The sequence below is a fragment of the Mycobacterium sp. ABE4_509 genome (assembly GCF_056160785.1).
The window spans coordinates 15,161-39,613 of the sequence record NZ_JBSWXU010000030.1 but is presented as its reverse complement, the minus strand read 5'-3'; the positions used below and the strand labels follow the sequence as shown (position 1 = coordinate 39,613).

Genomic DNA, 24,453 nt, shown 5'->3' with positions numbered 1-24,453 from the left:
GGCTCGTTCCACCAAGTACCCCCGCTCCGGCGGGGGTTCTTGCGTTGACGGGACCGTTACGCGGTCCGTAACGACACGGAAAGGTTTTGCGATCTAAACTTCGCATGCCGATACCTGAGGAGTACGCCATGATTCGCCACCGTCGAACCGTCGCCGCCGCGATGGTCGCCGCCGGCCTCGCCTTGTTCTCCGGTGGTGCCACCGCGCACGCCGACACCGCCGACGAGCGGTTCGAGGACGCGGTCACCGCCATGGGCATCCCCCTGGGCCCGGACGAGGACCTGCCGCTGGTCGGCAAGCACGTGTGCGACATGCTCACCCAGGGGTTCGCGGCCAACGCGGCCAACCCTGTTCCGGTGGTGCGGGGGGTGGTCAACACCCTGGCCAACACCGTGACCAAGGAACAGGCCGTCGGTCTGATGCGGGCCTCGGTGGTGGTCTACTGCCCGCAGTACGGCCGCTTCATGGGCCGCTAGCCAGGGCCGAACCGTCGGGACCGAATCGTCGGGCGGGTCGCCGGCCGGGCCGTCGGTAGGCTCGATGTCATGTTTTCACTTCTGTCCGGCGTGCCCGGGGTAGACGAGGTTCGTGCGCTGGTCCGTCGGGTCGACACCGCCCGCCACCAGGGCGTGCCCAGCGGGTGCATCCTGGAACTGGACCTGACGAGCGCACCACCAGAGAGTGGCGGATTCGACCCGGTGGCGATGCTCTCCGGCCTGGTCGGCCAGAGCCGTCCGATGCTGCTGCGCGACGTCGTCGCCGCCCTGCACCGCGCCGCCGAGGACACCCGGGTGGCCGGGTTGATCGCACGCGTGCAACTGGACGCCGCCCCACCCGGGCCGATCCAGGAGCTGCGCGAGGCCATCGCGGCGTTCAGTGCCGCCAAGCCGTCGCTGGCCTGGGCGGAGACCTACCCGGGCACCCTGTCGTACTACCTGGCTTCTGCCTTCCGGGAGGTCTGGATGCAGCCCTCGGGCACGGTCGGGCTGATCGGGTTCGCCACCAACGCGATGTTCCTGCGTGACGCGCTGGACAAGGCCGGTGTGGAGGCCCAGTTCATCGCCCGCGGTGAATACAAGTCCGCGGCCAACCTCTTCACCGAGGACGGCTACACCGACGCCCACCGCGAGGCCGACACCGCGCTGGTCGACGGTCTGCGCGCCCAGGTGTGGGACGCGGTGTCGGCCGCGCGCAAGATCGAGCTGTCCGACCTGGACGCGCTGGCCGACCGGGCTCCGCTGCTGCGCGACGACGCGGTGTCCGCCGGGCTCGTCGACCGGATCGGGTTCCGCGACGAAGCCTATGCGCGGATCGCCGAGATGACCGGCTCCGAAAAGGTCTCGCCGGAGACCGGCGATGCCGACGGCGAGGACGCGCCGCCGCGGCTCTACCTGGCCCGCTACGCCCGCACCGACCGGCCCGGTATGCCGACTCCCGCGCTTCCGGGCCGCAAGGGGCCCCGCACGATCGCCGTGGTCAACCTCGCCGGCCCCATCGTCAGCGGACGAGGCGGGCGCCAGCTCTCGCCGATGGGCAGTTCGTCGGCCGGCGCCGACACCATCGCCGCGGCGCTGCGGGAGGCGGCCGCCGACTCCGACGTCGCCGCCATCGTGCTGCGCGTGGACAGTCCCGGCGGCTCGGTCACCGGTTCGGAGACCATCTGGCGTGAGGTGGTCCGGGCGAGGGAGGCCGGCAAGCCGGTGGTCGCCTCGATGGGTGCGGTCGCGGCTTCCGGGGGCTACTACGTGTCGATGGCCGCCGACGCGATCGTCGCCAACCCCGGCACCATCACCGGTTCGATCGGGGTGATGACCGGAAAGCTGGTGGCCCGCGATCTGAAGGAAAAGCTCGGGGTGGCCTCAGACAGTGTGCGCACCAACGCCAATGCCGACGCCTGGTCCATCGATGCGCCCTTCACCGAGGAACAGCGGGTGCAGGTCGAGGCCGAAGCGGACCTGTGCTACGACGATTTCGTGCGGCGGGTGGCCGAGGGCCGCAACCTGACCGTCGAGGACGTCGAGCAGGTGGCCCGCGGCCGGGTGTGGACCGGCGCCGACGCATTCACGAGGGGGCTCGTCGACGAACTCGGCGGGTTGCGTACCGCGATCCGTCGGGCCAAGGTGGTGGCCGGCATCGACGAGGACGACAAGGTGCACATCGAGAACCTGCCCGGGACCTCGCTGCGGGACATGTTGCGGCCCAAGCCGTCCTCGCAGCCCGCGGCGGCATCGGTGTCTTCGGCGGTGAGCTCGCTGGTGGTCCGTTCGGTGGGTGAGGCGCTGGACCAGACCCAGCGTTCGCTGACCGGCGTCAACGTGCTGTGGCTGGGCGACTACCGCTTCTGACGCGCCGAATTCGGTTCGAGGGACCCGAGCAGGTCCGCTTTGGTGTGGTCGCTGTGGCGCGCCAGACGCTCGCGGGCCCGGCGCTGGTTGCCGTCCCTGGCCGCCTGGACGATCTCGGCGTGCTCGCGCACCGAGGTGACGTACTTCGCGGGGGTCATCGAGTGCCTGCCGATGCGGCGGAAGTGCGTGGCGATCCGGTCGATGACCTCCCGCAGGACGTCGTTGTCGATCGCGCTGAAGATGATCTCGTCGAATCGGTCGATCTCGTCGGAGAGTTCCTCGTATTCCTCGGCGGCGAGCAATTCCTCGGAGCGCCGCACATTGCCGAGCAACTGTTCGGCGATCGTCGAGCGCGGATCCTCGGTGATGCGCTGCAGGCACTCGGCCTGGATGACGAAGCGGGCTTCGTAGAGCTGCTCGAAATCCTTGGCGCTGTACCACTTGGCGCGGGCCCCGCGGTACGGGATGATCTCGACAAGGCCGTCGCTTTCCAGCCGCGCCAGTGCTTCCCGGATGGGGGTCTTGCTGACCCCGAATCGCTCGGAGAGCGGTATCTCCTTGAGGGCTTCGCCCGGCGGGATCTCCTGCGAGATCAGGTCTTCGCGCAGACGGAAGTACACGCGGTCCTTGACCTGCTGTAGATCCATGGAAAACCCCGTGTTCGATCCGCCGATACCGGCAGAGGCCGCAGACTCGCCCATGTTAGACGATTGCCCGGGCGGGGCCGTCATGACTGGTCCCGCCAGTACACGAGTTTCTTGTCGATCAGTTCCACCAGGCCGTAGAGCGCCAGCCCGAAGAACATCAAGGCGATGATGACGGCGAACGACGAGGCCACATCCAGCTGAAAACTGAATGTCTTGGACAGCACGCCCATTCCCACCGAGGCGCCGACGAACTCGGCGACGATCGCCCCGATCAGCGCCAGTGTCACGGCGTTCTTGACCCCGGCGAGAATCAGCGGCAGCGACGAGGGCAGCGTGAGCTCGCGGTATTCCTGCCAGCGGCTGGCGCCGAAGGAACGCATCAGCGTGCGGGCATCCTTGTCCACGGTCTCCATGCCGACCAGGACATTGAGCAGAAGCGGAAAGAAGCAGATCGTCGCGGCCATCACGATCTTGGACTCGAGGCCGAAACCGAACCAGGTCAAGAAGATCGGCGCGAAGGCGATCCGCGGGGTGATCTGGAACGCCACGACGATCGGGTAGAGGCCGCGCCGGGCCAGATCGGACATCCCCAGCAGGGTTCCCAGCACCCAGGCAGCCGCGACGCCGATCGCGAAACCGACGAGTGTTTCGGTGATCGTCGCCTGGGCGGCCTCCCAGAAGAACGGTTCGGTGATCATGGCGGCCAGGCTGGTCGCGATCGCCGAGGGCGCGGGCAGGATGATCGGGTTGACCCAGTTGAGGGACACCACGACCTCCCACACCGCGAGGATCGCGAGGATCACCGCGGTCGGTGGCCAGACGGCCCGCCACGCGGTGGGGATCCGGCTTCGCCGCGGTGGCGCCCCGTTGTCTGCCGTCGGGGCGGGCTGGGCAGTCTGTTCCGTGGTGACAGGCGAATTCACGGTCTTTCCTTCACAGATACGCGTTGATCGACTCGCGCACCTTGGCGGCGAGGTCGCCGGCCGCCGGGGAGGACGCCAGCGCGGTGGTACGGGGTCGGGGCAGCTCGATGTCGATGATGTCGACCACGCCGCCGGGCCTGGGCCGCATGGTCACGATCCGGTCGGACAGCAGCACCGCCTCGGCGATGTTGTGGGTGACGAACACGGTGGTGCGGCTGTGCTCGCTGTGCAGCCGCGCGAGCTCGACGTTGAGCCGCTCCCTGGTGAATTCGTCGAGTGCCGAGAACGGCTCGTCCATCAGCAGGACCGGCGGGTCGGTGGCCAGTGCCCGGGCGAGGCTGACGCGCTGCTTCATCCCGCCGGAGAGCTCCCACACCCGTTTGTGCGCGAAGTCGGTGAGCCCGGTGAGTTCGAGGTAGTGCATCGCGGCCTCGGTCGCAGCGGTCTCGTCGTGGCCCTGCAGCCGGGCCGGCAGCATGACGTTGTGCAGCACGTTCTTCCAGGGGAACAGCACCGGTCGTTGCAGCATGATGGCGACATCGGATCGGTCCGCGCGGCTCGGCGTCCCTCCGATCGTCACGGTGCCCGCGGTGGCCTCGGTGAGCCCGGCCATGATGTGCAGCAGCGTGGACTTGCCGCAGCCGCTCGGTCCGAGCAGGGAGACGAACTCTCCGTCGCGGACTTCGATGTCGATCGGGTCGAGGGCGGCGACCGGCCCACTGTCACTGGCGTAGACCTTGGTCACCCCCTCGACCCGGATCGCCGAACCGCTGACGTCAGCGGGTCGGGGCGGGATCCGGGTCGAGGTGGTGTCACGGCGCATACTGCTGAGCATCCTCGTTCACTGCGGGGAGGTCGATTTCGGAGTACTCGGTCTGGACCTCGGTGATGTCGGAACCGGTGGCCACGGTGCCCGGATCGACCGTGCCCTCGATGACACCCGATCCGGTGAGCACGTCGACCGTGGTGTCCCAGCCGTCGGGGCTGACCACGCCGTAGAGCATGTCGGGCTGGTAGCCGCCGGAGTAGCGGACCACCTCGTCGAAGTAGACCTGGGCGTAGTTCATGTCGGTGCATTCCTCGGGCACCGCCGAGCAGACGATGTCCAGCGCTCCCTCCGGGTTGGCCTCGGTGAACGCGGCTCCCATGGTGAACGCGCGGGCGATCCCCACCGCGACCTCGCGCCTGGCGGGATCGTCGAGGACGTCTTTGGTGGTCACCATGCAGTCGCCCGGGATCACGTCCAGCGACTCGGGGGTGATGTCGGTGAAGTTGTTGCCCGCGGCGGTGAACGTCGCAAGGTCGGCGAAACTGGTCGCGTAGGCGTCGACGGTTCCGTCCTGCAGCGCCGTCAACGACTGTGGCCCGGCGCCGCCGATGGGCAGCAGCGTGACATCGGTGTTGGGTTCCAGGCCCGCCTCGGCCAGGGCGGCGTTGACGATCGGTTCTTCGCCACCGCCTGCTTCGGTGATTCCCAGGGTGCGTCCCTGCAGGTCGGCGATCGAGGACACCTCCGACCCCTCCGGGGTGACGATGATGAAGATGTTGCTCGCCGGGTAGCACATCATGATCCGGAGGTTGGGGTCCCGTTCGGCCGCGACCACGGCGCTGGCGGCGCCGGCGAATCCGTAGTCGACTCCGCCGGAGATCAGCTGCTGCGTGACGAATCCCGAGCCGTCGGCTTCTTCGATCGTGAGGTCGAGGCCCTGGTCGGCGAAGTAGCCCTGGTTCTCGGCGACGAGCAGCGGCGTCCAGAAGATCCCGCGCGGAAACGGCAGCATCAGCGTCGCCGCGGTGGTCCCGCCGGACTCGGCGGACTCGGCGGTCGAGCTACTCGAGCCCGAGTCCGACGAGCAGCCGGCGAGTAGGAGCGCACTGGCGGTGGCTGCGACGACCGCAGCCCGGGTGGACTTCATCATGGGTTGGGGGCCTCCAAGGCGAAATGTGCAAGATCAGGAATATGATATTCCAACGTCCAAAGACATCAGGTTTCACGCATGAAAAATCCTCGTTACCTAACCATCGACTGAATGAAAAGCGCTGATGAGACGCATAATTGAGGTCTGGGAAGCAGTTTGACGCCGTGTGCGCCCGCGTCATACATTAACGTTAATCAAGGAGGAGAAGTGTGTGACTGCGGTATCTGAAGGGCAGGCGCTGGCCGCCATCGACGAGAACCTCGACATCGACCGGCTGCTGACCACCGTGCAGGAGATCTGCCGGATCCCCAGCGTGCTGGGCGACGAACGAGGGTTCTCCGAGTACCTGGTGAACATGATGCGCACGTCGGGCTTCGATGGCGCCGAGCTGCAGCCGGCTCTGCCGGACCGGCCGAATGCCACCGGCCACATCGATTTCGGTGACGGCGGCAGGACCGTGGTGCTGACCGGGCACCTCGACACCAAGCCGCCGTCACACGGCTGGACGATCACCGAGCCGTTCTCCGGCGCGATGATCGACGGCGCGATCTACGGCCAGGGGATCATGGACATGAAGGCGGCGCTGGTGTGCCAGGTCGTCGCGATGGAAGCGCTGCGTGCCAGCGGAATCCCGATGAGTGGCCGGCTGGCATTCGCCGGTGTGGTCGACCACATGGGCGACCAGCGTGGCGCCATCGAATACTTCGCCAGCCACGACGCCGACCTCGCCGTGCTCGGCGAGTGCTCGGGCAGCCAGGTCTATCTGGGGCATCGCGGGCGGTACTACTTCGACATCACCGTACGCGGCCTCAGTGCGCACACGTGCCACAAGCCGATGGCGATCAACGCCAACCTCCTTGCCGCTCATGCGATCATCGAGTTGGACGCCTCGAGGCTGCAACCCGAACTCGAGGACTGGGTGCTCGAGCTCTTCGGAGCCGAGACCTTCATGGCCCCGGGCCGGGTCTACGGCGGGCTGCCACCCGGAGGGCCCTCGATGATCCCCGACGAGTGCGTCATCCGGGTCGACTGCAGGCCGCAACCCGGCGTCACCGTCGAACAGGTGCGTGCCGAGATCGACCGCTGCCTGGCCGAGGCGAAGAAGCGTGACTCGCGCTTCCAGGCCGATGTCGTCCTCGCCGACGTCAAGGACGGCTACCTCGTCGGTCGCGACGACGAGGTGACCCAGAACATGATCCGCGCTCTGGCCGCCGTGCGGGGACGGGAGTCGCCGGTGTCGGTGGGTAACTGGCTGGGGGACACATCGAGTGTGGGTCACCGGGTTCCGACGATCATCTTCGGGCCCGGCGCCGAACCGGTGTACGCCGCCAACGAACATCTGACCATCGAGGAGATCGTCGAGGCGGCCCGGGCGTATGCCGTGTTCGCCGCGCTGAGCCTCGCCGCCTCCTGAGATTCGAGAAGGGACCCTCACCATGCGCGTGGGAGCCGCACTGCAACCGGTCTATTCGGCCGCCGAATTCGGCGGCATCGTCAGCGACATCGAGAGCTGGGGCGTCGACGAGCTCTGGCTGACCGACTCCTCCCTGCACGCCAAGTGCTGCTACTCCTTCGCGACGCTGGCGGCGCTGAACTCGACATCGATGTCCATCGGGACCGCCGTGACGAACCCGGTGACCCGCCACCCCGCGATCGGCGCGGTGGCCGCGGCCACCCAGCACGAGATCTCCGGCGGGCGGTTCCGCTACGGGATCGGAGCCGGCGACCGGCCGCTGCTCGCGCTGGGGTACCGCCCGGCGAGACTGGCCCGGCTCGAGGACGCGATCACCGCGACACGGCGGTTGTGGAGCGGCGAGGAAGTGACCTGGCAAGCCAGCGGATTCACGTTGGACCATGGGCACATCCGGCACGGTGCGCCGGTCGAGATGCCGCTCTACGTGTCGGCCAGCGGGCCGAAGACCCTTGAGCTGGCCGGGCGGGTTGCCGACGGTGTCATCCTGCTCGCCGGCCTGCACCCCGAAGGCCTGCAATACGCAATCAGCCACATCGAACGCGGCGCCGAGATCGCCGGCCGGGACCGCCGGCCGGCCATCACGGTGTTCGGATACGGCGCGATACACGACGACGAGGAGTTCGCGCTGGAGGCCGGGCGCAGCATCGCGGCATGGTTCCCGCAGACCGCGCCGGAATACTGCCGGCTGGCCGGACTGCCCGACGAACTCGCCGAGCGGGTCAAGGCGGCCTACGCCGGCGGCGAGTTCCAGGAGGCCAAGTCCGCGGCCAGGATGCTGCCCGACGACTTCGTCCGCCGGATGTCGCTGTGCGGCAACAAAGCCGTCGCGCGCGAGCACCTCAAGACCATGTCTGAACTTGGCATCGAGTGTCTGGCCGCGTTCCCCACCACCGACACCGTGCAATCCCGGATCCAGACCGTCAAATCGCTGGCCGAGGTCGCGGCGGAGTGACCTCGATGGAGGTGCTGCCCGAATCGACGCTGTCGCGGGTGCTCGACACCTGCCTGGGCGTTGATGCCAACGAGACGGTCGCGTTGCTGATCGACGGCGGCAGCGACCCGGCGGTCATCGCAGGGCTGTCCTACGGGTTGGACGCGCGCGGTGCGCGAACACGGGTCGTGATCGTGCCCCGCTACGTCGTTCCCGGCTCGGAGCCGACCCCGCAGGCCGCGGCGGCGCTGCTGGAGGTCGACGCGGCCATCGAGTTGACCTCGGTGTTCATCGGCTCCAGCCGGGCGCGCCGGGCAGCCACCGACGCGGGTACCCGCTACCTGGCCATGCCCGGGGTCACCGTCGACACCTTTCGCAAGGGCGGTCCCTACGACGTCGACTTCGACCAGATCGCCGCCGACGCCCACGCCGTCGCGGCGATGTGGGAGCAGGCCGACACCTACCGGGTCACCACGCCGGCGGGCACCGATCTGTCCGGCTCGATCCGGGGGCGCCGTGGTCGGCCGCTGACCGGCATCGCCCGGGACCGAGGCGCCTACATGGCACCGCCCGACATCGAGGCCGGCACAGCACCGGTGGAGGCTTCGAGCTCGGGAGTGGTCGTCGTCGACGGTGACTACCTGTTCATGGGCCCGGGCCCCAGTGCCGCCGAGTCGGCGCTGCACCTGCGTGACGGTGCTCTGGTCGGCACCGACGGCGACGAGGCGCAGCGGCTGGTCGAGATGATCGATCGCTGCGCCGACCCGCAGATGACCAACCTCGCCGAGGTGGCGATCGGGCTGAACCCCCGCGGCCGGGTGTGCGGTGTGGCCCTGGAAACCGAATCGGTCTTCGGCAGTGCGCACGTCGCGTTCGGGAACTCGATCGCCTATGGCGGTCTCGTCAACGCGGTGGCCCATCTGGACTGTGTGATGCGCGACGCCACTGTGTATTTCGACGGCAGGCCACGCATCGTCGAAGGGATTGTCGTTTGATGACGGAAAAGGACACCATGACCAGCCCCGCGCCGCCGTCGTTCGAGGCGTTGCTCGCGCGCGACGACGTGATCTGGATGGGCCAGAACACCACCCACCTCCCGCCCGCGCCCGAAGTCCTGCAGGCGCTGGCCGACAGCGCGGCCCGCCGCGAGTTCCAGCTGTACGCCCCGCCGGCCGGCTTCGCCGAACTCCGGGAACTGATCGTCGAGGACCTCGCGTTGCCCGGGTTCCGGGCGTGGGTCGTCGACGGTGCGGTGGCCGGACTCCATCACGTGTGTACGACGTTGGCGCCGAGGGTCTCCCGGATGATCACCAGCGATCCCGGCTGGCCGTGGCCGGGTCGGTTCGTGTCGGTCGCCGGCGTGCCCGTGACCAGGCTGGCGGTCTACGACCAGCCCGGTGCCCTGCTCAGTGCCGAACAGATCGCGCGGGTCATCGAACCCAACTCGGTGATCTACCTGATCGACCCGCTCAACCCGCTCGGGGGCTCCTACACCGCAGCCGAACTCGCCGACATCGTGGAGGTGGCCCGCAGCACCGACTCCTACCTGATCCACGACACCACCTACCGGCACTTCGCCGACTCCCACACGTTGGCCGCGCCGATGTACCCGGAGCGGACCTTCACCACCTACAGCTTCTCCAAATGGCTCGGTTTGGCAGGCCTGCGGGTGGGCGCGGTGGTCGCCGCGCCGGATCTGCTCGACGAACTGATGGCCGTACCGCCCAATCCGCTCGGTGCGGGCATCATGGGCCAGCGCGCCGCGATCGCCGGCCTGCGGATCCGGGACCGGTGGCTGGCCCAGTTGCGGGATACCAACCGGCGCAACCTCGATGCGGTGGAACGGACGGTCGCCGAGTCGGGCCGCGGGTCGGTGGTGGTGCCGCGTTCGCAGGGCAACTTCCTGGCCATCGACATCACCGACACGGGCTGGTCCGCCGATGCGCTGTGCGCCGAGATCCTCGACCGGGCTGGGGTCTTCATCCGTCCCGGCACCTATCAGTCACCGATGTTCGGGGAACGCTTCGTCAAGGTGAGCACCTCGGTGCCGGCCGGCTGGGTCGACCGGTTCTGCGCTGCCTGGACTGCGGTGCCGAGCCGATGAGTTACGCCGAGATCAGCGCCGACGACTATCGCCGATCCAGCGCGGTGGCGCTCGGTCGCCGGGTGGCAGCCGGTGAACTCTCCCCGGTGCAGCTCGCCGAGTGCGCGCTCGACATCGCGGCCGCCGCGGAGCCGGGGGTCAACGCCTACGCCGCATTGCTGCCCGAACGAGCCCGCGAGGTCGCCGCGCAACGTGAGGCCGAGGTGCGCAACGGGTTGGTGCGCAGCGTTGTTCACGGCGTTCCGATCGCCGCCAAGGACAACATGTACATCGCCGGTCAACCCTGCTGGAAGGGCTCACTGACCACCTCCGACGCGCCGGCCTGCGAATCGTCGCCGATGATCGCGCGGCTCGAGGATGCGGGTGCGGTGATCATCGGGCGCACCACCACACCCGAGTTCGGCTGGAAGGGGGTCGGGAACTCGCCGCGCACCGGCGTGACCCGCAATCCGTGGGACACCACCCGCAACACCGGCGGGTCGAGCGCCGGATCGGGGGCGACCGTGGCCACCGGCGCGGTGCCGATCGCCACCGGGACCGACGCCGGCGGATCGATCCGGATTCCGGCATCGTTCTGCGGGGCGGTGGGTCTGAAGCCGACGCTGGGGGCCATCCCGGTGTGGCCGGGCACCGTCAACGAGAACCTCTCCCATGCCGGACCGCTGACCAGACACGTCGAGGATGCGGCGGCGGTGCTGGCGATCACCCAGGGGCCCGATGCCCGGGATCCGCAGTCGGCCGGGGCGCACCGCATCCCGGCGCCGTCCGGCGGTGTGCCGCGGGTCGGGGTGGTGCGTGAACCGTTCGGCCAGGCTCCTGACGCCGAGGTCGCCGACGTGTTCGAGGCCGCACTGGTCCTGCTGGACGACGCGGGTGCGGGCGACCGTCGGGAGCTGGTGCTGGACCGCGCCGCCCCGTTGGAGACCTTCGAAGCGCTCTGGGTCACCGGCCGGGGGCTGGGGTTCGCCGAGGTGGTGCGGGAGCACCGCGACCTGATGGATCCGGCGCTGGCCCGGCTCAGCGAGCTCGCCCTGGACTACTCGCTGGCCGACTTCTTCGCCGTCATGCAACAGCGCCGGGTGTTCAACGAATGGGCGTTCGGCCTGTTCGACGAGGTCGACCTGCTGGTGATGCCGACGATGCCGTTGACGGCTTTCGCCGCCGAGGCCGAGGTGCCCGACGGTGGTCAGGCCGACGCGGCGCTGCCGTGGGCGACGTGGACTCCCTACACCTACCCGTTCAACATCTCCGGCCAGCCAGCGATCTCGATCCCGATCGGCTTGTCGGCGCGCGGGCTGCCGGTGGGGCTGCAGATCGTCGGGCCGTGGTCGGCCGACCAGCTGGTGCTGGCCTTCGCCGGTGTGTGTGAGGACGCGCTGGCCGAACTCAACCCGACGCGGGTGGCCTAGCTCGCCAGTTCGGCTCCCACGTAGACGATCTCGCCGAGCGGATCGGTGTCGTCGCGGTCGGCCGGTGGTGTCAGGCCGTACCGCGCGAACAGCTCGTCGCGGGTGACACCGCAGACCTGCCAGCCGGACCCGGCCAGGTACTCCATCACGTGGCTGCGCTCGCCGGCGTAGACCAGCGACGCCATGTCGATGTCAAGCCCGTGTTCGCGCAGCGGCGCCGACATCGCTCGGGCTTTCTCGGCGTCGAAGTCCATGATCCCGGGCGCGTATTCGGTGGAGACCGTGCTTCCCGGCGCGGACAGCGCGGTGATCTGGTCGAACAACCGGTCCTGCGCCTGGGGCGGCAGATAGATCAGCAGTCCTTCGGCGAGCCAGGCGGTGGGGCAGGAGGTGTCGAACCCGGCCGACTGCAGCGCCGCCGGCCAGTCCTCACGCAGATCGACCGCAACGGGGTGGCGGATCGATGTGGGTGCCGCGCCGATGGCGTCCAGGGTCCGGGTCTTGAACGCGATCACCTCGGGCTGGTCGAGCTCATAGACCACGGTGCCGTCCGGCCACGGCAGCCGGTAGGCCCGCGAGTCCAGCCCCGAGGCCAGGATCACCACCTGGCGCACCCCGGCTTCGGTGGAGGCCACGCAGCGGTCGTCGAAGAACTTGGTGCGCGAGGCCATCGCGTCGATCATCGCCCGCAGTCGTTCCGGCGAGGCGTCGGGCAGCTGGGACAGGTCCAGTTCGCCGTCGAGCATCTTGGTGAAGAAGTCCATGCCGACCGCGCGCACCAGCGGGGCGGCGAACGGGTCGTCGATGAGCGGCTCCGGTGCCGCGCTGGCCAGTGCCCGCGCCGCCGCGACCATGGTGGCGGTCGCCCCCACGCTGGAAGCCAGGTCCCACGTGTCGTCGTCGGTGCGTGCCATCAGTGCTCCTGTCCGAGCCGGGCGGTCAACCAGCCGGAGTCTCCGGTCATCGCGAGCAGCTCATCGGCGGGCGGGTCGAACCCGTGGGCGGTGTAGGCAGCCACGTTCGGCTGCACGGTCACCGACCATCCTCGCGCACGCAGATGGTCGGCCGCGGAGTTACGCGCACCGGTGTAGAACAGAGCTTCCAGGTCGATGTCGCTGCCGTGGCGGCGGCCCCGCTCGGTCATGGCCTTGGCCCAGTCGCCGGTCAGCGCCTTGGGATCCATGTGCTCGGTGGCCAGCCGGCTGCCCGGGGCCGACAGTGCGGTGATGCCGTCCAGCAGCCGGTCCTGCGCCTCGGCGGGCAGATAGATGAGCAGGCCCTCGGCGATCCACGCGGTCGGCCGGGCCGGGTCGAAGCCGCCGTCGAGCAGAGCCTGCGCCCAGTCGTCGCGCAGATCGACACCGACGGTCCTGAGCTCGGCGGCCGGCGCCGCGCCGGCCTCGGTGAGGACGCGCGTCTTGAACTCGATGACGTCGGGCTGGTCGATCTCGAACAACACGGTGCCGGCCGGCCAGCTCAGCCGGTGGGCGCGGGTGTCCAGACCGGAGGCCAGGATCACCGCCTGGCGCACCCCGGCGGCGACCGCGCCGGCGAACAGGTCGTCGTAGAACCGGGTCCGCACCGCGACGTGCTCGCACATCTGCCGGGTGGTGAACAGCGGGTCGGCGTCGGTGGCGAGCTGACCGTCGGCCATCCTGACGAAGTGGGGCAGCCCCACCGCCTTGACCAGCGTGGCCGCGTAGGGGTCGTCGATCAAGGGGTCGGGCTGGCGGCTGGCCAGCGCCCGGGACGCGGCCACCGACGTCGCCGTGGCACCCACGCTGGAGGCCAGGTCCCAGCTGTCACCGTCGGTGCGCACCGTCATCTGCTCGCCGAGACATAGCGGACGTCGGCGAATCCCTCGTCGTCGTCCAGCGGGGCCAACCCGTAGCGGCGCAGCAGATCGTTGGTCGGCGTCGCGGCGACGACCCACCCCCGAGCCCTGAGGAAGTCGGGTACGTCGGCGCGCTCACCGAGGAACACCAGTTCGGAGAAATCGAGGTCGAAGCCCTGGCCGCGCCAGCGCTCGGTGGACTCCTTCATCCGCTCGCGCACCTGCTCCTCGTCGACGTCCTGGTTGCCCGGAACGCCTTCGGCGGCCAGCCGGCTGCCGGGGGAGCTGAGCTCGCTGATCTGGTCGAGCAGCCGGTCCTGCCCGTCCGGCGGCAGATAGCCCAGCAGGCCCTCGGCGATCCATGCCGTCGGAGCGGACGCGTCGAAGCCGGCGGCGGCCAGCGCGGCGGGCCAGTCCTGGCGCAGGTCGATGCCGACGGTGCGCAGCGTGGTCGTCGGCTCGGCGCCGAGACCTGCCAGCGTCGTCGCCTTGAACTCGATCACCTCGGGTTGGTCGACCTCGTAGACCACCATGTCCGCCGGCCAGCGCAGCCGGTAGGCGCGGGCGTCGAGACCGGAGGCCAGGATGACGGCCTGCCGGACGCCCGCGGCGATCGCGTCGGCGAAGAAGTCGTCGAAGAACCGGGTGCGCGCGGCCATGCCGTCGGCGAACCGCCTCATGCCCACCGGATTGGCGCCGTCCTCACCGTCCAGTTCGGCCGCGCTCAGCTCGCCGGAGGCCAGCCGGGTGAAGAAATCGTGACCGACCGCGCGCACCAGTGGGGCCGCGAACGGATCGTCGATGACCGGTGTGTCGGCGCGGCTGGCCACCGCCCGTGCGGCGGCGACCATCGTGGCGGTCGCGCCGACGCTGGAGGCGAGGTCCCAGGTGTCGTTCTCGGTTCGTGGCATCTGTGTGTCCTTGTGTTTGCGGTGCGGTCCCGGCCACCTGTTAGTTAGGTGGCTTAATGACCTGCCACAACTGTACCCGTCGAATAGGGATCGGATTCGGGCCAACGGAGATGCAACTGTTAGTCTCGTAGACTGTTTGAACGCGTGACCTGCGCAGGCCATATACCTGCCGGTCCCGTCGCGCACACGACTTAACCACGACGCTGGTCACGCCAGCCACAGAGCACGCCGCGATCGTTACTCGGCCGTGCAGGAGGAAAGAGTGCTCTCGGCTTTCATCTCATCACTGCGAACGGTCGACCTGAGGCGAAAGATCCTGTTCACGCTGGGCATCGTTCTCCTCTATCGGGTCGGCGCCTCGATTCCGTCGCCCGGGGTGAACTACCCCAACGTCCAGCAGTGCATCACCCAGGCCACCGGCGGCGAGTCCGGGCAGATCTATTCGCTGATCAACCTGTTCTCCGGCGGCGCCCTGCTGCAGCTGTCGGTGTTCGCGGTGGGCGTCATGCCCTACATCACCGCGAGCATCATCGTGCAGCTGCTGGGCGTGGTGATCCCGCGCTTCGAGCAGCTGCGCAAAGAGGGTCAGGCGGGACAGGCCAAACTCACCCAGTACACCCGGTACCTGACCATCGCCCTGGCGCTGCTGCAGGCCACCAGCGTCGTCGCGCTGGCGGCCAACGGCGGCCTGCTGCAGGGCTGCTCGCTGGACATCATCCAGGGCCAGAGCCAGGGCCTGAACTTCGTCACCCTGGCCACCATGGTCATCGTGATGACCGCAGGCGCGGCGCTGGTGATGTGGATGGGCGAGCTGGTGACCGAGCGCGGAGTCGGCAACGGCATGTCGCTGATGATCTTCGCCAGCATCGCCGCCGCCATCCCCGGCGAGGGCAAGTCCATCCTGGACAGCCGTGGCGGCATGGTCTTCACCCTGGTGTGCATCGCGACGTTCATCATCATCGTCGGCGTCGTGTTCGTCGAGCAGGGCCAACGCCGCATCCCGGTCCAGTACGCCAAGCGCATGGTCGGCCGGCGCATGTACGGCGGCACCTCGACCTACCTGCCGCTGAAGGTCAACCAGGCCGGCGTCATCCCGGTCATCTTCGCGTCGTCGCTGATCTACATTCCGCACCTGATCACCCAGCTGGTCACCAGCGCCAGCGACAGCCCGAGCACCGGCTGGTGGCAGTCCTTCGTGGCGGACTACCTCACCAACCCCGCCGACCCGGTGTACATCGCCTTCTACTTCGGCCTGATCGTGTTCTTCACCTACTTCTACGTCTCGATCACGTTCAACCCCGACGAGCGTGCCGACGAGATGAAGAAGTACGGCGGATTCATCCCGGGCATCCGGCCTGGCAAACCGACCGCGGACTACCTGCGGTTCGTGCTCTCCAGGATCACCCTGCCGGGGTCGATCTACCTGGGTAGCATCGCGGTCCTACCGAACTTGTTCCTCCAGGTCGGCAACACCGGTTCGGTACAGAACCTGCCGTTCGGCGGCACCGCGGTGCTGATCATGATCGGCGTTGGTCTGGACACGGTGAAGCAAATCGAAAGCCAGCTCATGCAGCGCAACTATGAAGGGTTCCTCAAGTGAGAATCGTGTTGTTGGGACCGCCGGGGGCGGGCAAAGGCACCCAGGCCGAGAAGCTGGCGGACAAGCTCGAGATCCCCCAGATCTCCACCGGTGACCTGTTCCGCTACAACATCAGCAACGGCACCGAGCTGGGCCTGGAGGCCAAGAAGTACCTCGACGCCGGCGACCTGGTGCCCGCGACGCTGACCAATGCGCTGGTCGACGACCGGCTCGACGACGACGACGCGGCCGGCGGGTTCATCCTGGACGGCTTCCCCCGCTCGGTGGAGCAGGCCAAGGCGCTCGACGAGATGCTGAAGAAGCGCAGCCTGTCGCTCGACGCGGTGCTCGAGTTCCGGGTGCCCGAAGAGGAGCTCGTCACCCGACTGAAGGGACGCGGCCGTGCCGACGACACCGAGGACGTCATCCGCAACCGGTTCAAGGTCTACCGGGACGAGACCGCGCCGCTGCTGGACTACTACAGCGACAGCCTGGTGACCGTCGACGCCGTCGGCGAGCTCGACGAGGTGTTCGCCCGGGCGCTCAAGGCGCTCGGCCGCTGACACCAAATGGTCTCTCTGCCCGGCCTGCGTGGCCGTAAGATCGTGCCCCAGCGCAGCGCCGGGGAGCTGGACGCGATGGCCGCCGCCGGAGCGCTCGTCGCGGCGGCGCTCGCCGCGGTGCACCGGGCCGCAGCGCCCGGGGTGTCCACGTTCGAACTCGACCAGGTCGCCGAGTCGGTCATCCGGGACGGCGGCGGGGTGCCCTCGTTCCTCGGCTACCACGGCTTCCCGGCCAGCATCTGTTCCTCGGTGAACGACCGCGTCGTGCACGGCATCCCGTCGGCGACGGAGAAGCTGGCGGCCGGGGACCTGGTGTCCGTCGACTGCGGCGCCATCCTCGACGGCTGGCACGGCGACTCGGCGTTCACCTTCGGCGTCGGTGCGCTCATCGACGTGGACGAGAACCTGTCGCGGGCGACGCGCGAATCCATGGAGGCCGGCATCGCGGCCATGATGCCGGGAAACCGGCTCACCGACGTCTCACACGCCATCGAGCTCGGCACCCGGGACGCCGAGGCGCGCTACGACCGCAGCTTCGGGATCGTCGCCGGCTACGGCGGCCACGGGATCGGGCGTCAGATGCACATGGACCCGTTCCTGCCCAACGAGGGCGCACCCGGACGGGGACCGCACCTGGCTGCGGGCTCGGTGCTGGCCATCGAACCGATGCTCACCCTCGGGACGACCAAGACGGTGGTGCTCGACGACGGCTGGACGGTGGTGACCGCCGACGGGTCACGTGCGGCGCACTGGGAGCACACCGTGGCCGTCACCGACGACGGCCCCCGCATCCTGACGCTCGCCGCCTGATTCGCGTGCCCTCCCAGCCTGCCGCGGACAAGCCCGACAAGCCCGACCCGATCGCGGTCGCACGCACCAACTGGGAACGCAGCGGGTGGGGCGGAGTCGCCGACGGCATGGTGGCCGTCACCTCGGTGATGCGCGCCCACCAGATCCTGCTGGCCCGGGTCGAGACCGCGCTGCGCCCCTACGATCTGAGTTTCTCGCGCTACGAGCTGCTTCGGCTGCTGGCGTTCAGCCGCAGCGGGGCGCTTCCGATCACCAAGGCCTCCGACCGGCTGCAGGTGCACGTCACCAGCGTCACCCACGCGATCCGGCGGCTGGAATCCGACGGCCTGGTCGAGCGGATCCCGCACCCGACCGACGGGCGGACCACGCTGGTCGGGATCACCGACCTGGGCCGGTCGACGGTCGAGGATGCGACCGTGACGCTCAACGACGACGTGTTCGCCGACATCGGGATGTCCGACGACGAGCTGCGCGCGCTGGCGGCGTCGATCCAGACGCTGCGCCACAGCGCCGGCGACTTCTGATTGCTCACTGGGGCGCGGGCACCGGGATCAGCGCGGTGACCGCGGTGCCTGAGCCCGGCCGCGACCGGATGTTGAGCCGGCCGCCGACGATCTCGGCGCGCTCCGCCATCGACAGCAATCCGTATCCACCCATCTCGTCGCCGCCGAGCGGATGCTCCAGGGTGTCGAAACCGACGCCGTCGTCGACGATCTCCAGCCTGGCGACCTCGCCGTGTTCGCCGGACTCCACCGCGAACGTCAGCCGCGCGCCGCTGGCCCGGGCGTGCTTGACGACGTTCTGCAGGCACTCCTGGGCGATGCGGTAGAGCGCCAGCTCGATGTGGTCGGCCAGCCGGATGTCGGCGAGGTCGGTGTCCACCGAAACCTGCGGAATGGAGCGCGCCAGACTGGCCAACCCGCCGGACAGCCCGAGATCGTCGAGCACCGGGGGGCGCAGGCCGCTGATCGCGGCTCTGGCCTCCTGCAGGGTCAGCTCGGCCAGCTCGCGTGCCCGGTCGAGCTGCTCGGTCAGCCCCGAACGGTCGGTCCCGGAATCCTGGGACATCGCAGACTTCGCGGCCTGCGCCGCGGCGTCGAGCCGGTAGGCCAGCGTGACCAGCCGCTGGGAGATGCCGTCGTGGATGTCGCCGGCCAGCCGGCGCCGCTCGAGTTCCTGGGCTTCGATGACCTGTTCCACGAAGTTCTCGTGCGCGCGTTCGCGGGCCACCAGCTGGCGGTGCAGCCGGGCCTGGTGCATCGCGCCGGCGATGAGCCGGCCGATGACCAGCAGCAGCTCGACGTCCCGGTCGCCGAATTCGCGCTGGGCCACGGTGTGCACGTTAAGCACCCCGACCAGTCCGCCGGGATCGGTCTCCATCGGCACCGACACCATCGAGGTGAAGTCGCGGCCGCGCAGGGACTGGAACGGAAGGTAGCGCGGATCGGACTCCTTGTCGTTGCGGATGACCACTGGCTCGCGGTGACTGGCCACCCACCCCGAGATGCCCTGGCCGAGCGGCAACCTGATCTTGCCGACCTCGGCGTCGAACGGGGGCGTCGCGCCGGCCAGCGTCAGCGATCGTTCGGTGTCGTCGAGGACATGCACGAAACACACGTCGCTGTCGGTGGCCGCGGTGATCATCCGGGCGGCCGCCGCGGCCAGCGGCTCCACCCCCGGACCGCTGGAGGCCGCCTGGATCAGCGCCCGCAGCAGGGCCAACTCGCGGTCGGCGGCCAGCAGCGGACGGGGTTTCACTGGTAGATGCCCTCTCGCAGCGCGGTGGCCACGGCGCCGGTGCGGTCGCTGACGCCGAGCTTGCGGTAGATCGAGCTCAGGTGTGTCTTGACGGTCTCGTCACCGATCACCAGCTTGGCGGCGATGGCCCGGTTGGACAGCCCGTTGACCACCAGGGCCAGGATCTCGCTCTCCCGCTGTGTCAGGCCCTGGCGGGCGCCGGGCCAGAACTCGGCGCGCTGGATGCGGGCCGCTGTGTCGACCGCCCGGGCCGCCATCCCCGGGTCGATCGCGGTCTCACCGCTGTGCACGAACTCCAGCTGGCGTACCAGCTCCTCGCTGCTGATGCTCTTGAGCAGATAGCCGGCGGCGCCCACCCGCAGCGCCTGGAACAGGTACTGCTCGTCGTCGTAGACCGACAGCATCACCACCTTGCGCTGCGGATCGCGTTCCCGGAGTTGCTGGCACACGTCCAGGCCGCTGGATCCCTGCATCCGGACGTCGCAGAGCACGATGTCGGGATCGAGGTCGCTGACCACACTGACCACCCGGTCGGCACCGACCGCCTGGCCCACCACCGTCACCCGGCTGTCGAAGGACGCCAGCATCGCCTTGAGCCCCTCGATGACCATTTCATGGTCGTCTACCAGGACGATCCGCACCGGTGGGGCTGAACCCATGACCCCAGCTTATGCGGGGGTATAGCCTATTGGAGGGCAACTTGGCGCGCCGAATCCCCCACATGGGGGAGGTGTCGACGATGTGATCTGCGCCACGATGACATCGTGCAGCCCACACCTCAGAGAGCTTGGCGAGCCGGTCGATTCTGGTGGGATTGGCCCCAGCCCAGCGAAACCAGAGTGCAGCCGTTGCGTGCGCTGATCTTCGACCTCGACGCGCTCGCCGACATCGAGAACGCCGGGCACCGCCCGGCCTTCAACGCCGCCTTCACCGAGCTCAACCTCGGGTTCACCTGGTCGGAGGCGCGGTACCGGCAGCTGATGGCGCTCAGCGACGAACGGCGCCGGGTGGCCGCCGAACTTCGCAAGCGCGGGGTGAGCACCGAGTGTGACGTGCTGGCCGAGCTGCTCGTCGACGAGATCTGCGCGACCAAGGAGATGATCCTGGCCGAGACGATCCTCGACGCCGACATCGCCCCCCGAGCCGGGCTGGTCGAGCTGATCGCCGAGGCGTTCGGCGCGGGCATCGGCATCGGGATCGTCAGCACCGGCAATCACGCCTGGGTCGAGCCGCTGGTGCGCCAGCTCGTCGGTGACGGCGTCGTCGGCGCCATCGTGACCACCGACGACGCACCGGCCGAGGACCTGTACCGCGCGGCGCTCGCCGAACTCGGTGCTTCGGCAGCCGATTCGCTGGCGTTCGCCGGGTCGCCGGCGAATCAGCGCCTCGCCACCGTGGCGGGGATGGCCACCGTGCTGATCGACTCCGACGACACCGTCGGCGCGCCGAAGAGGGTGGCCGACTGCCAGCGCGCGCACGACAGGTGGCAGGATTCGCGCCGCCCGTCGGCCGCCTGATCGGCGCGCCGGGCGCTGCGCCGTCAGCCGCGCAGCGTCTCGATGATCGCGCTGAAGTCCTTGTCGCCGTGCTCCCGGGCGAATTCGGCGTAGATCTCGGCGGCGTGCGTACCGAGTGGCGCCGAGGATCCCGCCGACGCCACCGCGGCCATGGCCAGGCCCAGGTCCTTGTTCATCAGCGCGGTGGCGAACCCGGGTTTGAATTCGTTGTTGGCCGGTGAGGTCGGGACGGGGCCGGGTACCGGACAGTTCGTGTGCACCGCCCAGCAGTTGCCGGTCGCCCCGGTGATGACGTCGAACAGCGACTGCGCAGGCAGGCCGAGCTTGTCGGCCAGTACGAACGCCTCCCCGATGGCGATCTGCTGGACGGCCAGCACCATGTTGTTGCACAGTTTGGCGGCCTGACCCGCACCCGAGGCGCCGCAGTGGATCATCTTGCCCGCCATCGGCTCCAGCACCGGCTTGGCGGCGGCGAACGCGTCGTCGGAACCGCCGACCATGAAGGCCAGCGTGCCCGCGGTGGCGCCCTTGATGCCGCCGGAGACCGGTGCGTCGATCTGGGCCAGCCCGCGCTCGCCGGCCTGGGCGTTGATGGCGCGGGCGTCGTCGACGGAGATCGTCGAGGTGTCGATCAGCAGCGCACCGGGCTTCGCCGCGGGCAGCACCTCGGCGTACACACTCTTGACTATCTCGCCGTTGGGCAGCGAGGTGATCACCACGTCTGCGTCGGCGACCGCGGCCGCGCCGGTGTCGAAGACCGTGGCGCCCTTGCCGGCCGCAGCCTCCCGCAGCGCCTCGACCAGGTCGAACCCGTGCACGGTGTGCCCGGCCGCGACCAGGTTCGCCGCCATCGGGCCGCCCATGTTGCCCAGTCCCAGGAATGCGATCGTCATCTTCTACTTCTCCCGTCGCTTCGCTCGCCCGATTGGCGGACCTTTCTCATGACGCGCGTGCCCGGGCGGCGCCTGCGCGCCCGATGACCACCCGCATGATTTCGTTGGTCCCCTCCAGGATGCGGTGCACCCGCAGATCCCGAACGATCTTCTCCAGCCCGTACTCCCGCAGGTAGCCGTAGCCGCCGTGCAACTGCAGCGCCTGGTCGGCGACCTCGAAGCAGGCGTCGGTGACGTAGAGCTTGGCCATCGCGCACAACTCGACCTTGTCGGGGTGGCCGTCGTCGAGTGCGCGGGCGGCCCGCCACAGCATCATCCGCGAGGTCTCCAGGGCCGTCGCCATGTCGGCCAGCGTGAACCGCACGGTCGGTTCGTCAAGCAACGGGCCGCCGAAGGCGTGGCGGTCGGCCAGGTAGGAGGCGGCCTTCCGATACGCCGCCTGGGCGCCGCCCAGCGAGCAGGCGGCGATGTTGATCCGCCCGCCGTTGAGGCCGTTCATCGCGATGCCGAAGCCGGCGCCCTCCCCGTCGGAGCCGCCCAGCATCGCCTCGGCGGGTACCCGGGCGCCCTCCAGGATCACCTGCTTGGTGGGCTGGGCGTTCCAGCCCATCTTCTGCTCGTCGGTGCCGAAACTGAGCCCCGGAGTTCCCTTCTCGACGAGAAACGCCGAGATGCCGCGTGGCCCTTCACTTCCGGTGCGGGCCATGACGAGGTAGACGTCCGAGGAACCCGCACCGGAGATGAACTGCTTCACGCCGTCGAGGATGTAGTCGTCGCCGGAGCGGACGGCCTTGGTGCGCAACGCTCCGGCGTCCGACCCGGCGCCCGGCTCGGTCAGGCAGTAGCTGGCGATCGCGTCCATCGAGGCCAGCCGGGGCACCCAGCTCTTGCGCTGCTCGGGCGTGCCGAACGAATCGACCATCCAAGCGCACATGTTGTGGATGGACAGGAACGCGGCCACCGTGGGGTCGGCGGTGGCGAGTTTCTCGAAGATCCGCACCGCGTCGATGCGGCGCAGCCCGCTGCCACCGACATCCTCATGGCAGTAGATCGCCGCCATTCCCAGTTCGGCCGCCTCGCGCAGCGCGTCGGTGGGAAAGTGATGCGTCTCATCCCATTCCAGCGCGTGCGGAGCCAACCGCTTGTCGGCGAACGCGGCCGCCGTCTCGGCGATCACGCGTTCGTCGTCATCGAGGCCGTGGTAGTCCATCAGCGTGCGTAGTCCATCAGCTCGAGTAGTCCGTCCGGCCCCTATTTCATGGTGGGGATGACGAACTCGGCCCCGTCCTTGATGCCCGAGGGCCAGCGCGAGGTCACGGTCTTGACCTTGGTGTAGAACTGGATCGACGCGGGGCCGTGCTGGTTGAGGTCGCCGAATCCGGACCGCTTCCAGCCGCCGAAGGTGTGGTAGGCCACCGGCACCGGGATGGGCACGTTGACACCGACCATGCCGACCTGCACGCGCGAGACGAAGTCGCGAGCGGCGTCGCCGTCGCGGGTGAACAGGGCCACCCCGTTGCCGTACTCGTGCTCAGAAGGCAGTGCGAGGGCCTCTTCGTAGGTCTCGGCCCGGACGATGCACAGCACCGGCCCGAAGATCTCGTCGGTGTAGATCGACATGTCGGTGGTGACATTGTCGAACAGGGTCGGTCCGATGAAGTGGCCGCCCGACAGGTCGGCGTCGTCGAACGTCATCTCGTCGGAGGCCCGCTCGCGGCCGTCGACCACCAGGTCCGCGCCGGCATCGACGCCCTGGCCGATGTAGTTGCGCACCCGTTCCAGGGCCGCGCCGGTGACCAGCGGGCCGTAGTCGGCCTTGGGGTCCAGGCTGTGCCCGACCCGCAACTGGTTGATCCGTTCGACCAGCCTGTTGCGCAGCCGGTCCGCAGTTTCCTTGCCCACCGGCACCGCCACGCTGATGGCCATGCAGCGCTCGCCGGCGCTGCCGTAACCGGCGCCGATCAGTGCGTCGACGGCCTGGTCGAGGTCGGCGTCGGGCATGACGATCATGTGGTTCTTGGCGCCGCCGAAGCACTGCGAGCGCTTCCCGTGGGCCGCGGCGGTGGAGTAGATGTACTGCGCGATGTCGGAGCTGCCGACGAAGCCGACGGCCTGGACGTCGGGGTGGGTGAGGATCGCGTCGACGGCTTCCTTGTCGCCCTGCACGACCTGGAACACCCCGGCGGGCAGACCCGCCTCGAGGAACAGTTCGGCCAGCCGGATCGGCACCGACGGGTCGCGCTCGGAGGGCTTGAGGATGAATGCGTTGCCACACGCCAGCGCCGGGCCGGCCTTCCACAGCGGGATCATCGCCGGGAAGTTGAACGGCGTGATGCCGGCGACCACACCGAGGGGCTGGCGCAGCGAGTAGACGTCGATGCCGGTGCCGGCGCCCTCGGTGTACTCACCTTTGAGCAGGTGGGGGATGCCGATGGCGAACTCGATGACCTCGATCCCGCGCTGGATGTCGCCCTTGGAGTCGGGGATCGTCTTGCCGTGCTCGAGACTGAGCAGTTCGGCCAGCTCTTCTACGTTGGCGTTGACGAGTTCGATGAACTTCATCATCACGCGTGCGCGGCGTTGCGGGTTCCAGGCGGCCCATTCCCGCTGCGCCGCAGCGGCCGAGGCCACCGCGGTGTCGACGTCCGCGGCGCTGGCGAGTACGACCTCGGACTGAACCTGTCCGGTGCTGGGGTTCAGCACCTCGGCAGTCCGGGTGGACTGCAGCTCGGTGCGCTTGCCGTCGATGAAGTGGGGGATACGTGTGGTCATGCTCAGCCTTCCGCAGCGTCGATACTTGGATATCCTAGTAATGGCGCATCGGCGATGGCAAGGG

General features: G+C 68.9%; 24 protein-coding genes. 12 read left to right on the top strand and 12 right to left on the bottom strand.

Going from position 1 to position 24,453, the window contains the following annotated elements; all coding sequences use genetic code 11:
- Positions 1 to 128 precede the first annotated feature (128 nt).
- Both ACXAID_RS09405 and sppA read left to right on the top strand, forming a co-directional pair.
- On the top strand, positions 129 to 476 hold the full coding sequence (locus tag ACXAID_RS09405; protein WP_475021943.1) for a DUF732 domain-containing protein: 348 nt from the start codon (positions 129 to 131) through the stop codon (positions 474 to 476).
- 69 nt (positions 477 to 545) lie between these two features.
- Positions 546 to 2,345, top strand: a complete 1,800-nt coding sequence (gene sppA / locus ACXAID_RS09400; RefSeq protein WP_475021933.1) for a signal peptide peptidase SppA — start codon at positions 546 to 548, stop codon at positions 2,343 to 2,345.
- Here sppA and ACXAID_RS09395 read toward each other — a convergent pair.
- From ACXAID_RS09395 to ACXAID_RS09380, 4 genes are all read right to left on the bottom strand, one after another.
- A complete protein-coding gene (locus ACXAID_RS09395; protein WP_475021932.1) occupies positions 2,333 to 2,992 on the bottom strand; it encodes a GntR family transcriptional regulator in 660 nt (219 codons plus the stop codon). The two genes, sppA and ACXAID_RS09395, sit on opposite strands and share 13 nt — an antisense overlap.
- 80 nt (positions 2,993 to 3,072) lie before the next feature.
- Entirely contained in the window at positions 3,073 to 3,915 is an 843-nt protein-coding gene (locus ACXAID_RS09390) for an ABC transporter permease (protein ID WP_475021931.1), read from the bottom strand.
- 10 nt (positions 3,916 to 3,925) lie between these two features.
- On the bottom strand, positions 3,926 to 4,738 hold the full coding sequence (locus tag ACXAID_RS09385; RefSeq protein ID WP_475021930.1) for an ABC transporter ATP-binding protein: 813 nt from the start codon (positions 4,736 to 4,738) through the stop codon (positions 3,926 to 3,928).
- Entirely contained in the window at positions 4,728 to 5,834 is a 1,107-nt protein-coding gene (locus ACXAID_RS09380; RefSeq protein ID WP_475021929.1) for an ABC transporter substrate-binding protein, read from the bottom strand. The genes ACXAID_RS09385 and ACXAID_RS09380 overlap by 11 nt, the downstream gene beginning before the upstream one ends.
- A gap of 211 nt (positions 5,835 to 6,045) precedes the next feature.
- On the opposite strand from ACXAID_RS09380, the gene ACXAID_RS09375 reads away from it, so the two are divergent.
- Genes ACXAID_RS09375 through ACXAID_RS09355 form a run of 5 tightly spaced genes read left to right on the top strand, consistent with a single transcriptional unit; the run spans position 6,046 to position 11,752 of the window.
- Positions 6,046 to 7,248, top strand: a complete 1,203-nt coding sequence (locus ACXAID_RS09375) for a M20 family metallopeptidase (RefSeq protein WP_475021928.1) — start codon at positions 6,046 to 6,048, stop codon at positions 7,246 to 7,248.
- Positions 7,249 to 7,270: 22 nt separating this feature from the next.
- The gene (locus ACXAID_RS09370; protein ID WP_475021927.1) at positions 7,271 to 8,260 is read left to right on the top strand and encodes an LLM class flavin-dependent oxidoreductase; all 990 of its coding nucleotides are present in this window, start codon (positions 7,271 to 7,273) and stop codon (positions 8,258 to 8,260) included.
- A gap of 5 nt (positions 8,261 to 8,265) precedes the next feature.
- Positions 8,266 to 9,234: a 2,5-dihydroxypyridine 5,6-dioxygenase NicX family protein gene (locus ACXAID_RS09365; RefSeq protein WP_475021942.1), complete on the top strand. Its 969-nt coding sequence runs from the start codon at positions 8,266 to 8,268 to the stop codon at positions 9,232 to 9,234.
- On the top strand, positions 9,234 to 10,343 hold the full coding sequence (locus ACXAID_RS09360) for a pyridoxal phosphate-dependent aminotransferase (RefSeq protein ID WP_475021926.1): 1,110 nt from the start codon (positions 9,234 to 9,236) through the stop codon (positions 10,341 to 10,343). Before ACXAID_RS09365 ends, ACXAID_RS09360 begins: the two co-directional genes overlap by 1 nt.
- Positions 10,340 to 11,752, top strand: a complete 1,413-nt coding sequence (locus tag ACXAID_RS09355; RefSeq protein ID WP_475021925.1) for an amidase — start codon at positions 10,340 to 10,342, stop codon at positions 11,750 to 11,752. The genes ACXAID_RS09360 and ACXAID_RS09355 overlap by 4 nt, the downstream gene beginning before the upstream one ends.
- Here ACXAID_RS09355 and ACXAID_RS09350 read toward each other — a convergent pair.
- The 3 genes from ACXAID_RS09350 to ACXAID_RS09340 are packed head-to-tail and all read right to left on the bottom strand — an operon-like array spanning position 11,749 to position 14,497.
- Complete coding sequence (locus tag ACXAID_RS09350) at positions 11,749 to 12,666, bottom strand: class I SAM-dependent methyltransferase (RefSeq protein ID WP_475021924.1); 918 nt, start codon at positions 12,664 to 12,666, stop codon at positions 11,749 to 11,751. The two genes, ACXAID_RS09355 and ACXAID_RS09350, sit on opposite strands and share 4 nt — an antisense overlap.
- The gene (locus ACXAID_RS09345; RefSeq protein WP_421459139.1) at positions 12,666 to 13,577 is read right to left on the bottom strand and encodes a class I SAM-dependent methyltransferase; all 912 of its coding nucleotides are present in this window, start codon (positions 13,575 to 13,577) and stop codon (positions 12,666 to 12,668) included. The genes ACXAID_RS09350 and ACXAID_RS09345 overlap by 1 nt, the downstream gene beginning before the upstream one ends.
- Positions 13,574 to 14,497 (bottom strand): SAM-dependent methyltransferase, encoded by a 924-nt coding sequence (locus ACXAID_RS09340; protein WP_475021923.1) that lies wholly within the window; start codon positions 14,495 to 14,497, stop codon positions 13,574 to 13,576. Before ACXAID_RS09340 ends, ACXAID_RS09345 begins: the two co-directional genes overlap by 4 nt.
- A 262-nt stretch (positions 14,498 to 14,759) precedes the next feature.
- Between ACXAID_RS09340 and secY the strand changes: the two genes are divergently transcribed.
- From secY to ACXAID_RS09320, 4 genes are read left to right on the top strand one after another with little or no spacing between them, the layout of a single operon-like run.
- The gene (gene secY, locus ACXAID_RS09335; RefSeq protein WP_475021922.1) at positions 14,760 to 16,097 is read left to right on the top strand and encodes a preprotein translocase subunit SecY; all 1,338 of its coding nucleotides are present in this window, start codon (positions 14,760 to 14,762) and stop codon (positions 16,095 to 16,097) included.
- Positions 16,094 to 16,639, top strand: coding sequence for an adenylate kinase (locus ACXAID_RS09330; protein WP_475021921.1), 546 nt, complete (start codon positions 16,094 to 16,096; stop codon positions 16,637 to 16,639). The genes secY and ACXAID_RS09330 overlap by 4 nt, the downstream gene beginning before the upstream one ends.
- 6 nt (positions 16,640 to 16,645) lie before the next feature.
- Positions 16,646 to 17,449: a type I methionyl aminopeptidase gene (map, locus tag ACXAID_RS09325; protein WP_475021920.1), complete on the top strand. Its 804-nt coding sequence runs from the start codon at positions 16,646 to 16,648 to the stop codon at positions 17,447 to 17,449.
- A 5-nt stretch (positions 17,450 to 17,454) separates the two neighbouring features.
- Positions 17,455 to 17,973, top strand: a complete 519-nt coding sequence (locus ACXAID_RS09320; protein WP_475021919.1) for a MarR family winged helix-turn-helix transcriptional regulator — start codon at positions 17,455 to 17,457, stop codon at positions 17,971 to 17,973.
- Positions 17,974 to 17,977: 4 nt separating this feature from the next.
- Here ACXAID_RS09320 and ACXAID_RS09315 read toward each other — a convergent pair whose 3' ends face one another.
- Together ACXAID_RS09315 and ACXAID_RS09310 are read right to left on the bottom strand one after the other, a co-directional pair.
- Entirely contained in the window at positions 17,978 to 19,207 is a 1,230-nt protein-coding gene (locus ACXAID_RS09315; RefSeq protein WP_475021918.1) for a GAF domain-containing sensor histidine kinase, read from the bottom strand.
- On the bottom strand, positions 19,204 to 19,866 hold the full coding sequence (locus ACXAID_RS09310; protein ID WP_475021917.1) for a response regulator: 663 nt from the start codon (positions 19,864 to 19,866) through the stop codon (positions 19,204 to 19,206). Before ACXAID_RS09310 ends, ACXAID_RS09315 begins: the two co-directional genes overlap by 4 nt.
- A gap of 105 nt (positions 19,867 to 19,971) precedes the next feature.
- On the opposite strand from ACXAID_RS09310, the gene ACXAID_RS09305 reads away from it, so the two are divergent.
- Positions 19,972 to 20,724 carry an HAD family hydrolase gene (locus tag ACXAID_RS09305; RefSeq protein ID WP_475021916.1) on the top strand — a complete coding sequence of 251 codons (753 nt, stop codon included), beginning with the start codon at positions 19,972 to 19,974 and terminating at the stop codon, positions 20,722 to 20,724.
- Positions 20,725 to 20,747: 23 nt separating this feature from the next.
- Here the strand turns inward: ACXAID_RS09305 and mmsB are convergent, their stop codons facing one another.
- The 3 genes from mmsB to ACXAID_RS09290 are packed head-to-tail and all read right to left on the bottom strand — an operon-like array spanning position 20,748 to position 24,389.
- Positions 20,748 to 21,617, bottom strand: coding sequence for a 3-hydroxyisobutyrate dehydrogenase (mmsB, locus tag ACXAID_RS09300; RefSeq protein ID WP_475021915.1), 870 nt, complete (start codon positions 21,615 to 21,617; stop codon positions 20,748 to 20,750).
- A gap of 46 nt (positions 21,618 to 21,663) precedes the next feature.
- Positions 21,664 to 22,827, bottom strand: a complete 1,164-nt coding sequence (locus tag ACXAID_RS09295; RefSeq protein ID WP_475021914.1) for an acyl-CoA dehydrogenase family protein — start codon at positions 22,825 to 22,827, stop codon at positions 21,664 to 21,666.
- 41 nt (positions 22,828 to 22,868) lie between these two features.
- Complete coding sequence (locus ACXAID_RS09290) at positions 22,869 to 24,389, bottom strand: CoA-acylating methylmalonate-semialdehyde dehydrogenase (RefSeq protein WP_475021913.1); 1,521 nt, start codon at positions 24,387 to 24,389, stop codon at positions 22,869 to 22,871.
- Positions 24,390 to 24,453 lie beyond the last annotated feature (64 nt).

Excerpts from the sequence above, each read along its gene's own strand:
- ACXAID_RS09350 (WP_475021924.1), bottom strand. The coding sequence starts at position 12,666 with ATGGCACGCACCGACGACGACACGTGGGACCTGGCTTCCAGCGTGGGG.
- ACXAID_RS09340 (WP_475021923.1), bottom strand. The coding sequence starts at position 14,497 with ATGCCACGAACCGAGAACGACACCTGGGACCTCGCCTCCAGCGTCGGC.
- ACXAID_RS09355 (WP_475021925.1), top strand. The coding sequence starts at position 10,340 with ATGAGTTACGCCGAGATCAGCGCCGACGACTATCGCCGATCCAGCGCG.
- mmsB (WP_475021915.1), bottom strand. The coding sequence starts at position 21,617 with ATGACGATCGCATTCCTGGGACTGGGCAACATGGGCGGCCCGATGGCG.
- ACXAID_RS09290 (WP_475021913.1), bottom strand. The coding sequence starts at position 24,389 with ATGACCACACGTATCCCCCACTTCATCGACGGCAAGCGCACCGAGCTG.
- map (WP_475021920.1), top strand. The coding sequence starts at position 16,646 with ATGGTCTCTCTGCCCGGCCTGCGTGGCCGTAAGATCGTGCCCCAGCGC.
- ACXAID_RS09310 (WP_475021917.1), bottom strand. The coding sequence starts at position 19,866 with ATGGGTTCAGCCCCACCGGTGCGGATCGTCCTGGTAGACGACCATGAA.
- ACXAID_RS09370 (WP_475021927.1), top strand. The coding sequence starts at position 7,271 with ATGCGCGTGGGAGCCGCACTGCAACCGGTCTATTCGGCCGCCGAATTC.
- ACXAID_RS09395 (WP_475021932.1), bottom strand. The coding sequence starts at position 2,992 with ATGGATCTACAGCAGGTCAAGGACCGCGTGTACTTCCGTCTGCGCGAA.
- ACXAID_RS09345 (WP_421459139.1), bottom strand. The coding sequence starts at position 13,577 with ATGACGGTGCGCACCGACGGTGACAGCTGGGACCTGGCCTCCAGCGTG.
- ACXAID_RS09380 (WP_475021929.1), bottom strand. The coding sequence starts at position 5,834 with ATGATGAAGTCCACCCGGGCTGCGGTCGTCGCAGCCACCGCCAGTGCG.
- ACXAID_RS09385 (WP_475021930.1), bottom strand. The coding sequence starts at position 4,738 with ATGCGCCGTGACACCACCTCGACCCGGATCCCGCCCCGACCCGCTGAC.
- ACXAID_RS09295 (WP_475021914.1), bottom strand. The coding sequence starts at position 22,827 with ATGGACTACCACGGCCTCGATGACGACGAACGCGTGATCGCCGAGACG.
- ACXAID_RS09405 (WP_475021943.1), top strand. The coding sequence starts at position 129 with ATGATTCGCCACCGTCGAACCGTCGCCGCCGCGATGGTCGCCGCCGGC.
- ACXAID_RS09360 (WP_475021926.1), top strand. The coding sequence starts at position 9,234 with ATGACGGAAAAGGACACCATGACCAGCCCCGCGCCGCCGTCGTTCGAG.
- ACXAID_RS09365 (WP_475021942.1), top strand. The coding sequence starts at position 8,266 with ATGGAGGTGCTGCCCGAATCGACGCTGTCGCGGGTGCTCGACACCTGC.
- sppA (WP_475021933.1), top strand. The coding sequence starts at position 546 with ATGTTTTCACTTCTGTCCGGCGTGCCCGGGGTAGACGAGGTTCGTGCG.